Annotated in this window: 11 protein-coding genes; 4 read left to right on the top strand and 7 right to left on the bottom strand. The window is 74.1% G+C overall.

Going from position 1 to position 13490, the window contains the following annotated elements:
• Nucleotides 1–103: 103 nt before the first annotated feature.
• The 3 genes from ramS to ACVV2G_RS25780 all read right to left on the bottom strand — a co-directional run bounded on the left by ramS (nucleotide 104) and on the right by ACVV2G_RS25780 (nucleotide 3896).
• On the bottom strand, nucleotides 104–232 hold the full coding sequence (gene ramS, locus ACVV2G_RS25770; protein ID WP_006130296.1) for a mycelium formation morphogenetic lantipeptide SapB: 129 nt from the start codon (nucleotides 230–232) through the stop codon (nucleotides 104–106).
• Between the two features lie 37 nt (nucleotides 233–269).
• Complete coding sequence (lanKC, locus tag ACVV2G_RS25775) at nucleotides 270–2879, bottom strand: class III lanthionine synthetase LanKC (protein WP_453845151.1); 2610 nt, start codon at nucleotides 2877–2879, stop codon at nucleotides 270–272.
• 357 nt (nucleotides 2880–3236) lie between these two features.
• The gene (locus ACVV2G_RS25780) at nucleotides 3237–3896 is read right to left on the bottom strand and encodes an MmyB family transcriptional regulator (RefSeq protein ID WP_453845152.1); all 660 of its coding nucleotides are present in this window, start codon (nucleotides 3894–3896) and stop codon (nucleotides 3237–3239) included.
• Between the two features lie 231 nt (nucleotides 3897–4127).
• Here ACVV2G_RS25780 and ACVV2G_RS25785 point away from each other — a divergent pair, with 231 nt between their 5' ends.
• A complete protein-coding gene (locus ACVV2G_RS25785; RefSeq protein WP_453845153.1) occupies nucleotides 4128–4784 on the top strand; it encodes a helix-turn-helix domain-containing protein in 657 nt (218 codons plus the stop codon).
• Between the two features lie 325 nt (nucleotides 4785–5109).
• Nucleotides 5110–5346 (top strand): hypothetical protein, encoded by a 237-nt coding sequence (locus ACVV2G_RS25790; protein WP_453845154.1) that lies wholly within the window; start codon nucleotides 5110–5112, stop codon nucleotides 5344–5346.
• Nucleotides 5347–5431: 85 nt separating this feature from the next.
• Here the strand turns inward: ACVV2G_RS25790 and ACVV2G_RS25795 are convergent, their stop codons facing one another.
• Nucleotides 5432–6112, bottom strand: a complete 681-nt coding sequence (locus ACVV2G_RS25795) for a 4'-phosphopantetheinyl transferase family protein (RefSeq protein ID WP_453845155.1) — start codon at nucleotides 6110–6112, stop codon at nucleotides 5432–5434.
• Nucleotides 6109–6978 carry a metallophosphoesterase family protein gene (locus ACVV2G_RS25800; RefSeq protein ID WP_453845156.1) on the bottom strand — a complete coding sequence of 290 codons (870 nt, stop codon included), beginning with the start codon at nucleotides 6976–6978 and terminating at the stop codon, nucleotides 6109–6111. The genes ACVV2G_RS25795 and ACVV2G_RS25800 overlap by 4 nt, the downstream gene beginning before the upstream one ends.
• A gap of 284 nt (nucleotides 6979–7262) precedes the next feature.
• Between ACVV2G_RS25800 and ACVV2G_RS25805 the strand changes: the two genes are divergently transcribed.
• A complete protein-coding gene (locus ACVV2G_RS25805) occupies nucleotides 7263–8432 on the top strand; it encodes an ATP-grasp domain-containing protein (RefSeq protein WP_453845157.1) in 1170 nt (389 codons plus the stop codon).
• 277 nt (nucleotides 8433–8709) lie between these two features.
• Here the strand turns inward: ACVV2G_RS25805 and ACVV2G_RS25810 are convergent, their stop codons facing one another.
• Together ACVV2G_RS25810 and ACVV2G_RS25815 are read right to left on the bottom strand one after the other, a co-directional pair.
• Nucleotides 8710–10047 carry a 6-phospho-beta-glucosidase gene (locus tag ACVV2G_RS25810; RefSeq protein ID WP_453845158.1) on the bottom strand — a complete coding sequence of 446 codons (1338 nt, stop codon included), beginning with the start codon at nucleotides 10045–10047 and terminating at the stop codon, nucleotides 8710–8712.
• A gap of 184 nt (nucleotides 10048–10231) precedes the next feature.
• Nucleotides 10232–11161 (bottom strand): helix-turn-helix domain-containing protein, encoded by a 930-nt coding sequence (locus ACVV2G_RS25815; protein WP_453845159.1) that lies wholly within the window; start codon nucleotides 11159–11161, stop codon nucleotides 10232–10234.
• Nucleotides 11162–11318: 157 nt separating this feature from the next.
• Between ACVV2G_RS25815 and tkt the strand changes: the two genes are divergently transcribed.
• Nucleotides 11319–13403, top strand: coding sequence for a transketolase (tkt, locus tag ACVV2G_RS25820; RefSeq protein ID WP_453845160.1), 2085 nt, complete (start codon nucleotides 11319–11321; stop codon nucleotides 13401–13403).
• Nucleotides 13404–13490 lie beyond the last annotated feature (87 nt).

A 13490-nucleotide genomic window follows, 5' to 3' on the forward strand; every position in this document is an offset into this window, starting at 1 on the left:
GCCGGGATGTGCGTGCGCGCAGGCGTCGGCGCCCCGGGAGATCCCGGGGCGCCGGCACCGGGCGGCGTGGCTCACCACGGCGCCGCGGCGGTCAACTTTTGCGTCAGTTACAGGTCGTGACGCTCAGGCTGCTGTCGCCGCAGAGCAGCAGGCTCGCGCGGCTCCCGGTCTCGACGTCCCCCATGGCCTCTTCCTTCGGGGTCTCCATCGACTGCAGGTCGAAAAGGTTCATGACATCTTCCTTTCGTACGGCAACGGATGTGCTTCGGTCACGACCCCTGACGGGGCCGAGTCTGAGGGCCGCTGTTCGCGGACAGCGGCGGCAGGAAGGGCAGGGAGGCGGGCGCGTCGCCGAGTACGGAGGCGACGGCCAGCAGGCATCCGGCCGTTCCGGTGGAGAGGTCCATGGACAGGCGCATCATCTGCTCGCCGGGGAAGGCGAGCCGGTCGCGGTAGGACATGGCGTGCCAGGCCAGCGCGTCGAGCTGCCGTCCGACGGCCTCCGGTCCGGTGCCGGGCACCGTGGCCGTGGTGCGGCCGAGGTACAGCACCATGCCGGCCACGCCCCGGTAGAGCCCCGGCTGGGCGTAGAACATGGCCTGCGCCGCGGCGACGATCTCTTCCCTCGCCCGGGCGAACTCCTCGTCCTCCCGGTGCGCCAGATAGTCGTCGAGCACCATGCCGATGCCCACGCTGCCCGCGCCCAGGTAGGGCATGGTGCGCCAGCCCTCGTCCACCTGCAGCGCGCCGCCCGCGCCCCGGACGCAGCGGTCGAGGTCCTGACGCAGCGCGTCGCGGGCCCGGTCGAGCAGGGCGGGGTCCCCGGTGCGTTCGTGGAGGCGCAGGAAGAGCAGCGCGCGTCCTGCGGCACCGTACAGCAGCCCCGCGCGGGCGCGGCCGGAGCCCTCGCCCCCGGCCGGTGTGCCGTCGGCGGTGAGGTCGGCGCAGCGCAGGGCCGCCGCGTGCAGCGCGCTCTCCCCGGTGGTCGCGGCCAGCGAGGCGAGGGCCAGGCCCAGTCCCGCCGTGCCGCTGTGCAGGTCGGTGCCCAGGTGGTCGAGGGGCTGGTCGAGGAGCAGTTCGGCGAGGTCGAGGGCACGGTCGCGGTGGCCGAGGTGCTCCAGGGTCCACGCGATGCCGGCGAGGCCGTCGTGGAAACCGTGCGGCATGCCGGAGGGTGGTTGCTTGGTCCGCTCCAGGAGCCACTGCTCCCCGTCCTCGTCCCTTCCCGCGCCGCTCTCGGCCAGGGCGTACAGGACGCCCGCCGCGCCGTGGCCGAAGGCCAGTCCGCCGCCCGCCGTGGCGAACTGGGCGATGTCGCCGGGAAAGAGGCGGTCCGTGCGGGACGGCGTCGCGGCGGCGCGGATCGCCTCGGCCATCGAGTCGCGGCTGCGTGGCCAGTCGTGCGGCCGGACCGGCGCCACCGGACCGGCGGGCCGCTGTGCCGCGGGGGCGCCGTCGGGGCCGGCCGTGATCTCGTCGACCGCCGCGTCGAGGAAGGCCCGGTCCACGGGGAACCGCTCGGCTGTCACGTCGGCGAGGTGGGCCGCCTTGCGCCGGTCGAGCGCCAGCAGGCTGGTGAGCGGGAGGAACAGCGCGAGCCGCAGGCACGCCAGCGCGTACCGGTCCACCGCGACGCCCCGCCGGTCGGACGGCGCCACGAACCCGGGGTTCGCGACGGTCTGCCGGCCGGGTTCGTCGACGTGGTGCGCGGCCTCGAAGTCCAGCAGCGCGACGCTGTCGTCGTCGCGGATCATGATGTTGAACAGGTGCAGGTCGTTGAAGACCACGCCCCGGGCGTGGACGTCCGCGACGGCGCGTTCCACCCGTGCGTGGACGTCCAGGGCCCAGGCGGTGTACTCGGCCAGTCTCCGCTCGTCCGGGTCGGCCTCGATGAGCGGGTGACGGCGGGCGAAGAAGGTGTTGAGCGGCTTGCCGTCGATGTACTCCAGCACGAGGAAGTGGTGGTCCCCGAGGGTGAGGTGGTCGAGGACCTCGGGTGTGCAGTCGAGGCCCGACAGCAGTTCCAGGGCCCGGCGTTCGCGGTGCAGCCGGGCCACGGCGTCGGCGCCGTCGGCCGCCAGTCCGGCGTGCGGACGGGCCTCCTTGAGGACGACCTGCTCACCGGTGCGGGTGTCGCGGGCGAGGTAGACGCCGCCGCCGTTGGAGAAGTGCAGGGCCGACTCGATGGTGTAGGGCAGACCGGTCACGGTCACCGCGGCGCGGGCGTCGAGATGCGGACGCAGGAAGGCGGGCGGGCTCACCCAGTCCGGCGTCCGGAAGGCCGGGCCGCGCAGGTCGGGCACCAGCACACCGTCGGGGCCGGTCACGGCCGGTCGCAGCTCGCCGTTCGCGTCGTAGCAGTTGCGGCGGGTGAAACCGCCGTACCGGACGTGCACGGGGCCCTCGCCGATCCGCAGGTCGCTCAGGATGTGCGGCCCGGGCTCGCCGGCCAGCAGGCCGGACAGTTCACCCACCAGCCGCTCGAACCGCTCCTCGTCCGCCGGGTACACGGTGATGAACTTGCCGCTGCCAGCCCGGTCCGCGTACTTGGCGTTGCGCTGGTGCAGCAGGTAGCGGCTGGGCACGAACTTGAAGGCCGTGCCGTGGTCGACGCAGTACCGCCACACGCGGTCGAGCACCGACTCCGCGTTGTCGAGGCAGGCGGAGACGTGGATCTTCCACCCCTGGTCGGGCAGGTCGGCGTCGAGGGGACGCAGGGCGAGCCAGTCCCCGCTCTCGTTGCGCTGCCACCCCTCCGGTACGGGCCTGGAGGCCGCCGCGTACCGGGTGCGCCCGGCGCCGCCGCGGGCAGACGTGCGGTGGGGGGCGTCGTAGAAGTACGGATCCGCGTCGCAGTACACGGCGTAGCCCTTGTTCACGCCTACTCCCTCCCACCGGTCGCTGACAGACACGACGGTGTCACGCGGCCCACCGCCCCGCACAGTTGCCGCTGTCACCTCTCCGACGTGCGGAACGCACGGGTAACTTCAGGAGGGGGCGGCCGGGCGGGGGCGCTCGCGTCGGAGGGACGTCGCCTCGCCCGGGCGGGGCGTCCCGCCCGGGGGCGGTACTGAGAGGCGGCGTCTGGCCGGTGAGGGGGCGTCTCGCCGTCGGCGGCGTCGGCCGGTGAGGCGATCCGTTCGTGCCGGCCCCTCTGCCTGGGCGGACGGAGGGACGTCGGCCCGGCGGACGACGGGGCGAGTCCGGTGGGAGGGCCGCGCCGCTGTCGCGGCGGATCACTCGGGGGCCGGGACCACCCTCAGGTGGGCGGCGCCGAGGCGGGGGCGCGCGGGGCGGGGCGGGGTGCGGCGCGGCTCGCGCAGGACCAGGGTCAGCCTGGTGTAGCCCAGTTCCTCCAGCACCCTCGGGCTCTCGACCACGACCCGGCACTCGGTGGCGCCCCAGCGCGGATCGGGATGGTGCAACGGCCGCACCGCACCGTCGTGTTCGACGGCCTCGGCGCCGACGGCGCGCATCCAGTGCGGCAGGCCCTGGCGGTAGGCGGCCTCCATGATCGGGTCCTGGGCGATGTCGCGGCGGACGGCCTGCAGGGCGTGGTCGTGGCCGTACCGCTCCAGGGTGGCGGCGAAGTGCGCCAGCATGGGCAGGCACCAGCTCGACTCGTGCTCCCCGAGGACCTCGGACGCGTCCGGGTGGAAGAGGACGAACCTGAGGAAGTTGTCGCCCGGCATGGCCGTGGGGTGCGGTCCCACCCCCCGGAAGAGCGTCCGGAAGGCGCCGTTGGTCAGCACCACGTCCCAGCGGTGGTCGACGACGAGGGACGGGAAGGCGACGGCTTCCGTGAGTGCGGTGTAGTCCTGGAGATACGCCCGGGCGTCAGGGGTCGCGGGGGCGGGCCGCGGCGCCGGCCGCTTCCCTCCTGCCTGAAATGCCATCGGGAGGTCACCCCTCTTGCCTATGCGGCCTTCTCGCGGCGTCCCGATCCTGGTGCCCCGGTGCGAGTCGTGTCAACTATCGTGGCATTTCATGCCTGTTGACGGCTGAAATTGGCCACAGTTGTGGCGAGACCTGGATGTGAGTTCGAGCGGCAGGCTACTCTCCGGGAGTTCACGGCAACCGCTTGTGCAAAGCCTGTGAGGCCTGTGAGAGACGTAGGAGAGCTGTCGGTGACGGGTGGCTTCGAGGATCCGGGTGCCATGCCGACGGCCGTGCTGTCCGCCCTCGTCGCCCGTGTCACCGCCCTCGCGGACCGGCTCGGCGTACCGCAGGCCGAAGTCTTCGACGTCGGCCGCCTGTCCGCCGCCTCCGGCGTCCCCGAGTCCGTGGTGGGCGCCCTGCTGAGCGGACGCCCGGCGGGCGAACCCGACGTGCAGGCCCGGTTCGTGCAGCGCCTCGACCTACTGCGCCGCACCCGGCTGAAGCCCAACGGCCGCAAGTACACCCAGCAGGAGATCGCCGACGGAGCCGGCATGTCCCGGCAGCAGGCGGGCGCCCTCATCAACGGCGACCGGCGGCCCACCATGGAGCACTGCGACGCCATCCAGCGCTTCTTCCGGGTGCACGCCGGATTCCTCACCGCCGAGGACCCCGAGGCGCTCGCGGGCGCCCTGCAGCGCTCCGAGCAGGACCTGCTGCAGCAGCTCGCCGACCGGGAGCGGCAGGCGGCAGCCGCCGCCGACGACCCGCTGGAGCGGCTGCTGCAGGACCACGGTGTCCGCGGGATCGCCTGGCGGGCCGCGCAACTGCCCACCGACCAGCACCGCGACAAGGTCGCCGAGTGGCTGGACATGCTCCTGGAGAGCGTCAAACGGCCGGAGTCCTGAGCCCGGCGAAGACCCGGACGTACGCCGGAACACGCACCGCCCGCACCGCGAGCCGGCCGGTCGCCGGTGCTCGGAGAGGGGCCGCGGCAGGTCGCCGACGACCGGGTGCGGCCGGTGGACGCAGGCGACGCCACCCGCCGCTCCTGCACCGTGCGGCCCGGCACGGTCGGCCCGGACCCCGGTGCGTACGGCGTGGGGGGCCGGCCGCCAGGCGCGTGCGGGGCGCGACCCGTCCGGATTGTCAGTGGTGGACGGCAAGCTGGGAGTGTGCCGCCGCCGCGCGGGGGCGCGTGACCGCTGACGTCGTTGTGGGGAGAGCCGACCGATGACCACCGCCGTACTGACCGACCACGAGCGCACCGCCGTTCAGGCCTACCTGCGGCTCCTGCACACCGTGCGGGCCGGCTTCGACACCGCGCAGTCGCCGGCCGGCACCCCTCACCCGCCCGTCGTCCCGCCCTCCGTCCTGGCCGAGGCGGAACAGGCGCTGGAGGCCGCGGGGCTGGCCGGCAACGAGGAGGCGTTCTTCCGGCTGCTGCGCGACTGGTGTCCGCGCCCGTGACGCGGACACCGGCCCCACGGGACCGCCTGATCCGGGACCCGGGGGCCGGTCCGGCGAGCCCCGGGGCCGGCGACGCGGACGCCGGTCAGGCGTGCGGGACCGTGATCGCCGTGGCGACCAGGCCGTGTTGGGCGGTCCAGCGGCCGTCGAAGTGGGTGACGCGCCGGCCGCCCACGACGGGTCCGGGCACCAGGAGGGCCGCACGCAGGACGCCGCGGCGCGGGTCGACGGGGTCCACGGAGATCTCGATGTCGGCCTCCATGAAGTCCAGCCACTTCCCGGTGAGGGGGAACCACGCCTTGTAGACCGACTCCTTGGCGCTGAACAGCAGCCGCTCCCAGTGGATGCCGGGCCGCTCCCACGCCAGCCGGCGCAACCGCTGCGCCTCGCCGGGCAGGGACACGGCGGACAGCACGCCGTCCGGGAGCGGCCCGTCGGGTTCGGCGTCGATTCCCACAGAGGCCAGGTCGGCGGCGCGGACCAGGGCGGCGGCGCAGTAGCCGTCGCAGTGGGTCATGCTGCCGGCCACCCCGGCCGGCCACTGCGGCGCTCCGCGCTCGCCGTTCAGCACGGGCTGCGGGGGTACGCCGAGTTTCTCCATGGCCCGGCGGGCGCAGGACCGCACGACGGTGAACTCCCGGCGGCGCTTGGCGACCGCCCGCGCCACGAGCGCCTCCTCCTCCGGGTAGAGAGGCAGGTGTCCGGCGTCGTCGTCACCGTGGGCCTCCACGGTGACCACCGTGGCGGGCAGCAGCTCCTCGATCACCGGGTGGTCTCCTCTCGTGGCGGCGACGGCAGGATGCGGCGCAACTGTCCCGGCTGCCCGGACCGCTTGCGCCATTCGCGGGGATAGCCCACCGAGACCTCTTCGAAGCGGACGCCCTCGTGCCAGGTGGTCCGCGGGATGTGCAGGTGCCCGTAGACCATGGTGTCGACCCGGAACCTGCGGTGCCAGTCGGCGGTCAGGCGGGTGCCGCACCACATGGCGAACTCGGGGTACCACAGGACGTCGGTGGGGTGGCGGTCCAGCGGGTAGTGGTTGACGAGGATCGTCGGCAGGCCGGCGGGGAGCTCGGCGAGCCTGCGCTCGGTCTCGGCGACCCGCGCCCGGCACCATTCCTCGCGGCTCGGGTACGGGTCGGGGTGCAGCAGGAACTCGTCGTTGCACACCACACCCGTGCCGTGGGCGTACGCCAGCCCCTCTGTCGCGGTCGCGCATCCGGGGGGCAGGAACGAGTAGTCGTAGAGCAGGAACAGCGGTGCCACCACCACCGGGCCGCCGGCCCCCTCCCACACGGGGTACGGGTCCTCGGGCGTCGTCACGCCCAGCTCGCGGCACATGGCGACGAGGTGCTCGTAGCGGGCGACGCCACGCAGGGCGACGGAGTCCTTGGGGTGCGTCCACAGTTCGTGGTTCCCGGGGACCCAGACGACCCGGCGGAAGCGGTCCGCGAGGGTACTGAGCGCCCAGCGCACGTCGGCCACGGTCTCCGCCACGTCGCCGGCCACCAGGAGCCAGTCGTCGTCGGACTCGGGGCGCATCTTCTCCACCAGCTCGCGGTTCTCCGCGTAGCCGATGTGCAGGTCGCTGATGGCCCACAGCTGTCCCGGGCCACCTGCCGTCGACGTCATCCCCACCCCTTTTCCGGACGCGCGTTCCCGATCACGAGATCACATTCCGGGGCCGCTCACAAGGGCCGCCCGTCCCGCCGGGCCGGCACCCCGCGCCCGCACCCTGACGGCGGGGGCGCCTCCGCGTGACGCGCTTTGCGCTCGGGGCCGAGGGACCCCCTATGATCGCCCCAACACCACCGCCCCGGTTCTCCCTCCGCGCAGGGCGGCTCGGTGTCCCTCCAACCCCTCTGGCCGGGCACGGCCCGCTTAGCCCTGCCCGCGAACCGTGAAAGGCGGCCTGCATGGTCTCTCCCGTACGCGTCTGGCTCAACCGCACGTACGCGGAGAACGTCTTCTTCATGGATCAGCTGCGGAGGAACCCCGCCGACCGGGCCGTCGAGATCCACGCCACCCACGGCGACCCCGACTCCCCCGTGCTGGCCGCCGCCGACACGGCCGAGCTGGAGCCGGAGGGCCTGTCCCCCGCCGGTTACACCGAATACGCCCTGGACCAGTGCGCGCGGCGCGGCATCCACGTGTTCGTGCCCCGCCTGCACCAGGCGGCGGTCGTGGCCCACCGCGCCGAGTTCGAGGCGGCGGGCACCGCGGTGCTGGCGCCGCCGCCGGAGGCGGTGGCCGTCTTCGAGGACAAGGTGGTCGCCTACGAGGCGGTCCGGGCGATCGGCGTTCCGGTGCCGCCGTGGTGGCGGGTCCGTACGGCCGACGAACTCGTGTGTGCGGTCGAGGAGTTGGAGGCGCAGGGACACCGGCCGTGCTTCAAACCGGCGTCCGGCGCGGGCGGCGTGGGCTTCCGGACGGTCACCCGGGACCCCTTCTCCCTCGCCCAGCTCGACGGTTTCCCGAGCCCCTCCGTGCCGCTGCCCCTGGTCGTGGACGCGCTGCGGACGGCGGCGGAGCCCGTGGACTGGCTGGTGATGCCGCGTCTCGAGGAGCCCGAGGTCTCCGTGGACTGCCTCACCGGGCCCGACAACCGCGTGCGGCTGGCCGTGGGACGCACGAAGAACGGCCGCCGCCGGGGGTTCACGCTCCATGAGCAGTGGCTGGCCCCGGCCCGGCGGATCGCCGAGGCGTTCGGGCTGCACCACCTGTCCAACGTGCAGTTCCGGATGTACGGCGACCGGCCCGTCCTGATGGACGTCAACACCCGCCCGGCCGGTGGCCTGCACCAGTTGGCACTGTGCGGGATCAACGCGCCGTGGGCGGCGGTCCGGCTGGCCCTCGGCGACGACCCGGGCGACCTGACACCGCCGTTCCTGGCTCAGGACTACACGGTGGTGTCCGGACCGCGTCCGCTGCGACCGGTGTCCCCGCCCCGCCGGCGCGCGGACCTGCCGGGCCTGCCGGGCCTGCCGGTCCCGGCTTCCGGGAGGTGCCCCTCGGCCGCGGCCCCCGTCGTCGGCCCGGTGGGCGCCTCCGCACCGGGCCTGCCGGCCGCCGAGGCTCCGGCGTAGAGGCGCCGCGCACGGCGGACCCGTTCGGGCCCGCCGCGTGCCCGTGCCCGCCTCGGTCCGGAGGTGCGGGCCGCCGCCCGGCCGCGCGGACACACGCGGGAGGGGGCGGACGGCGGACACGCCGCGCCGACCGGGTCCGGTCGACGGACCCGCGGGACGTGCCCGGACGGCGGACACGCCGCGTCGACCGGGCCCGGTCGACGGACACCGCCGACGACGGCCCGGACCGGCCGTCCGCGCCCGGACAGGCCCCTCGGGGCCGCCCCTGCTTCAGGCCCTACCTGAGGTACGCCAGGCCCGGGTGGACGGCCGTGTAGCCGTCGACCAGGCGGCGGGCGACGTCGACCGAGTCGACGAGGGGGTGCAGGGCGAAGGCGCGCGCCGCCGTCGCGCGGGAGCCGCTCTCGGCCGCGGCCATGACGTCCCGCTCCACCGCCTTGACCGCGCAGACCAGGCCGGTGGCGTGACCGGGCAGCGGGTCGACGGCCACCGGGTGGGCGCCGTTCGCGTCGACCAGGCACGGGACCTCGATCACGGCGTCGGCGTCGAGGACCGGCAGCGTGCCGCGGTTGCGGACGTTGAGGATCAGGGTGGCGCGCTCGTCGCGGGCGACGGCCCGCATCAACGCGAGCGCCACCTTCTCGTAGCCGCCGGAGAGGTCGTCGGCCTCGCGCTCGCCCGCACCCGCCGCCTCCCGGTTCTCGGCCATGTAGGTGGCCTCGCGTTCGGCGCGGGTACGGTCCCAGGCGGCCAGCGCCGGGGTGTGGGGGCGGCGCATCTCCTCGTAGAAACCGGCCTGCTGGTCGCGCAGGAACGCGCCCCTGGTGCGGTCGGCCTCCTGGTAGGCGCGGACGGTCTCCCGGTTGAAGTAGTAGTAGTGCAGGTACTCGTTGGGGATCGCGCCGAGGGAGCGCAGCCACTCGGGGCCGAAGAGCCGGCCCTCCTCGAAGGAGCCGAGCAGCGCCGGGTCGGCGAGCAGCCGCGGGAGTTCGTCGCGGCCGGCGACGCGCAGGCCGCGGAGCCAGCCGAGGTGGTTGAGGCCGACGTAGTCGATCCAGGCCCGTTCCGGGTCGGCGCCCAGCACGCGGGCGACGCGCCGGCCGAGGCCGACCGGCGAGTCGCAGATGCCGATGACGCGGTCGCCGAGGTGGCGGGACATGGCCTCGGTGACCAGGCCGGCCGGGTTGGTGAAGTTGATGACCCAGGCGTCCGGCGCCAGCCGGGCCACGCGGCGTGCGATGCCGGCCGCGACCGGGACGGTCCGCAGCCCGTAGGCGATGCCGCCCGCACCGACCGTCTCCTGACCGAGGACACCTTCGGCGAGCGCCACCCGCTCGTCCGCGGCCCGGCCCGCGAGACCGCCGACGCGGATCGCGCAGAACACGAAGTCGGCGCCGCGCAGCGCCTCGTCCAGGTCGGTCGTGGCGGTCACCGCGGGCGCGTCGGGGACCCCGGCCGCCTGCTCGGCCAGGACCCGGGTCACCGCCGACAGCCGCGCCCCGTCCAGGTCGTGCAGCACGACGTGCGTCACGCGTCCCTCGGCGCGGTCCCCGAGGAGCGCGCCGTACACGAGCGGCACCCGGAACCCGCCGCCGCCCAGAATCGTCAGCCTCACATCCGTACCCTTCCGCCGCCCGGCCGGACTTCCGCCCGGCGCCGATCATGGCACGCCCGCTCCCCTCCCCGCCGCCGGCCGACGGACTTCGGGCACGCGAACCGGTTCCCCTCGGGCCGCGGGGCGGGGGCGTCCGGCCCGGCGGGCGGGATTCCCCCGCGCGTCGGGGCCCCGTCGCGTCGGCTCAGCGCAACTGAGCCCGGAACCCGGCCGGCGTCTGGTCCGTGTGCTGGTGGAAGAACTTGGAGAAGTTCGCCGCGTCCGGGAAGCCGACCGCCGCGCCGACGCGGCCGATCGGCATGTCGGTGTGGGCCAGGAGGCGCTTGGCCTCCAGGACGACCCGCTTGTCGATGAATCCCTTGGGCGTCTCGCCGGTCGCGGCGCGCACCGCGCGTACGAGGGTGCGACGGGAGTAACCGAGCGCGTCGGCATAGGCGCTGACGCTGTGGTTGGTGGCGAAGCCCCGCTCCACCGCGTTCCGGAACAGGGTGAAGGCGGTGTCGCCGGGCATCTCCCCCCGGCCCTGCCGCGCCGCCTGCGCGGAGCTGACCGCGAGATGCGCGAGGCGCAGCAGGAAGGCGGACAGCGTGTGGCGCAGGACGGCGGTGTGCAGGCTGAGGGGCAGGGTGGTGGCGTCCTCGTACTCGCGGCGGAGCTGGTCGAGCGCGGCCGTCAGCCCGGCGAGCGGCGCCTCGTCGGGGCGGAGCAGGGGCGGCAGGTCGTAGCGGTAGAGACCGGCGGCCTCCACGACGGCGCGGGGCAGGAAGCCGGGTTGCATGGCCAGCACCGTTCCGCGGTACTCGCTGTCGGGCGAGAAGCGGTGGACCTGTCCGGGCCGGATCCACAGCACCTCGCCGGCCGTCGCCTCGTACTCGGCGAAGTCGATCATGTGACGGACCGGTCCGCCGGTGAAGAGCATGACGACGTGGAAGTCGATGCGGTGCACGCGGTGCAGCGGCGCGTGCGCGTGCCAGGTGCGGCCGGCGCCCAGGGGACCGACCTGCACGCCGACGCCGAGGAGGCTGAGATCGACCGGGAAGGGGAACGTATCGATCCCGTCGCCGCTTCTGCCGGTGGCGCCGCCGGCACCGTCGTGGATGTTTTCGTCCGCCATGTCCTTCTCGTGCCGTCCCACCCGTGCGCCCGGGCGCCGGGGCGTGTCCCAGTTTCACCACAGGCTGGCACACCACGACCTTCACTCCTAAAAGTCAGACTTTTAAGTTCGAACACGTCAGCCCAGTTCTTCCGCTCCGACCGAGGATTTCCTGAAGATGAGCACGCACACAGTGGACGGCACGGACCGCTTCGAATGGACCGAACTCGACCGGCGTGCCGTCGACACCGCCCGTGTCCTCGCGGCCGACGCCGTCCAGAAGGTCGGCAACGGCCACCCGGGCACGGCGATGGCCCTGGCCCCGGTCGCGTACACGCTCTTTCAGAAGGTGATGCGGCACGACCCCGCCGACCCGGAGTGGACCGGCCGTGACCGTTTCGTCCTCTCCCCCGGCCACACCTCGCTGACCCTCTACACCCAGCTCTACCTCGCCGGGTACGAGCTGGAGCTGGACGACCTCAAGGCCTTCCGCACGCACGGCTCCAAGACGCCCGGCCACCCCGAGTACGGGCACACCGCGGGGGTGGAGACCACCACCGGACCGCTGGGCCAGGGCGTCGCCAACGCGGTGGGCATGGCGATGGCGGCCCGTTACGAACGGGGCCTGTTCGACCCGGAGGCCCCTGCGGGCGAGTCCCCCTTCGACCACACCGTCTGGGCGATCGTCTCCGACGGCGACCTCCAGGAGGGCGTCTCCGCCGAGGCCTCGTCCCTGGCCGGTCACCAGCGGCTCGGCAACCTGGTCCTGCTCTACGACGACAACCACATCTCCATCGAGGGCGACACCGCGACCGCGTTCTCCGAGGACGTGCTGAAGCGGTACGAGGCCTACGGCTGGCACGTGCAGCGCGTCGCGCCCGCCGAGAGCGGCGACGTCGACGTGCACGCGCTGCACGCGGCGCTGACGGCGGCGCAGGCCGAGACCGGGCGCCCCTCCCTCGTCGCCCTGCGCACGATCATCGCCTGGCCGGCCCCGAACGCGCGGAACACCGAGGCCTCCCACGGCTCCGCCCTCGGCGCGGACGAGGTCGCCGCCACCAAGCGCGTGCTCGGCTTCGACCCCGAAAGGTCCTTCGAGGTGGCCGACGACGTCCTCGCGCACGCCCGCGGGGCCCTGGACCGGGGCGCCGAGGCGCACGCCGCCTGGGACAAGCGGATCGACCAGTGGCGGGGCGCCCAGCCGCGGCGCGCCGAGCTGTTCGACCGCGTGGTCGCCGGCCGGCTGCCCGAGGGCTGGGAGGACACCCTGCCGGTGTTCGAGACGGGCGGGTCCGTCGCCACGCGCGCGGCGTCCGGCAAGGTGCTCCAGGCGCTCGGACCGGTACTGCCCGAGCTGTGGGGCGGCTCGGCCGACCTGGCCGGCTCGAACAACACCACCATCGACGGGACCAGCTCGTTCCTCCCCGAGGGCAACCCGCTGCCGGGGGCCGACCCGTACGGCCGCACCGTCCACTTCGGCATCCGCGAGTTCTCGATGGCGGCGGAGATGAACGGCATCGCGCTGCACGGCAACACCCGCGTCTACGGCGGCACCTTCCTGGTCTTCTCCGACTACATGCGCAACGCCGTGCGCATGTCCGCCCTGATGCAGCTCCCGGTGACCTACGTGTGGACGCACGACTCCGTCGGACTCGGCGAGGACGGCCCGACCCACCAGCCGGTCGAGCACCTCGCCTCGCTGCGCGCCGTCCCGGGCCTGAACGTGGTGCGTCCGGCCGACGCCAACGAGACCGCGACCGCCTGGGCCGAGATCCTCAGGCGCCACTCGACCCGCCCGGCCCCGCACGGTCTCGCCCTCACCCGTCAGGGCGTACCGACGTACGAGCCGAACCCGGACGCCGCGCGCGGCGGGTACGTCCTGAAGGACGCCTCCACCGGCGCTCCGGACGTCGTCCTGATCGCCACCGGCTCCGAGGTGCGGCTCGCCGTGGCCGCGCGGGAGGCGCTGGAGGCCGAGGGGACCGCCACCCGGGTGGTGTCGATGCCGTCCGTGGAGTGGTTCGACGAGCAGCCGCGCGCGTACCGCGAGAGCGTGCTGCCGCCGTCCGTGCGGGCCCGGGTGGCCGTGGAGGCCGGCATCGGCCTGACCTGGCACCGGTTCGTCGGGGACGCGGGACGGATCGTCTCCCTGGAGCACTTCGGCGCCTCCGCCGACGCCACGACCCTGTTCACCGGGTTCGGTTTCACCGCCGAACACGTCGTCGCCGCCGCCAGGGACTCCCTGGCCGCCGTCCGCGGCTGAACCGGCCGGATCCCACCGCGGAAGACCGCGGGCAGACCGCGCGCAGAACCGCAAGCACCGCGAGCACCGCAAGTACCGCAAGCACCG

The organism is Streptomyces sp. JK94, assembly GCF_053613315.1.

Excerpts from the sequence above, each read along its gene's own strand:
- tkt (WP_453845160.1), top strand. The coding sequence starts at position 11,319 with ATGAGCACGCACACAGTGGACGGCACGGACCGCTTCGAATGGACCGAA.
- ACVV2G_RS25780 (WP_453845152.1), bottom strand. The coding sequence starts at position 3,896 with ATGGCATTTCAGGCAGGAGGGAAGCGGCCGGCGCCGCGGCCCGCCCCC.
- ACVV2G_RS25790 (WP_453845154.1), top strand. The coding sequence starts at position 5,110 with ATGACCACCGCCGTACTGACCGACCACGAGCGCACCGCCGTTCAGGCC.
- ACVV2G_RS25815 (WP_453845159.1), bottom strand. The coding sequence starts at position 11,161 with ATGGCGGACGAAAACATCCACGACGGTGCCGGCGGCGCCACCGGCAGA.
- ACVV2G_RS25805 (WP_453845157.1), top strand. The coding sequence starts at position 7,263 with ATGGTCTCTCCCGTACGCGTCTGGCTCAACCGCACGTACGCGGAGAAC.
- ramS (WP_006130296.1), bottom strand. The coding sequence starts at position 232 with ATGAACCTTTTCGACCTGCAGTCGATGGAGACCCCGAAGGAAGAGGCC.
- ACVV2G_RS25800 (WP_453845156.1), bottom strand. The coding sequence starts at position 6,978 with ATGACGTCGACGGCAGGTGGCCCGGGACAGCTGTGGGCCATCAGCGAC.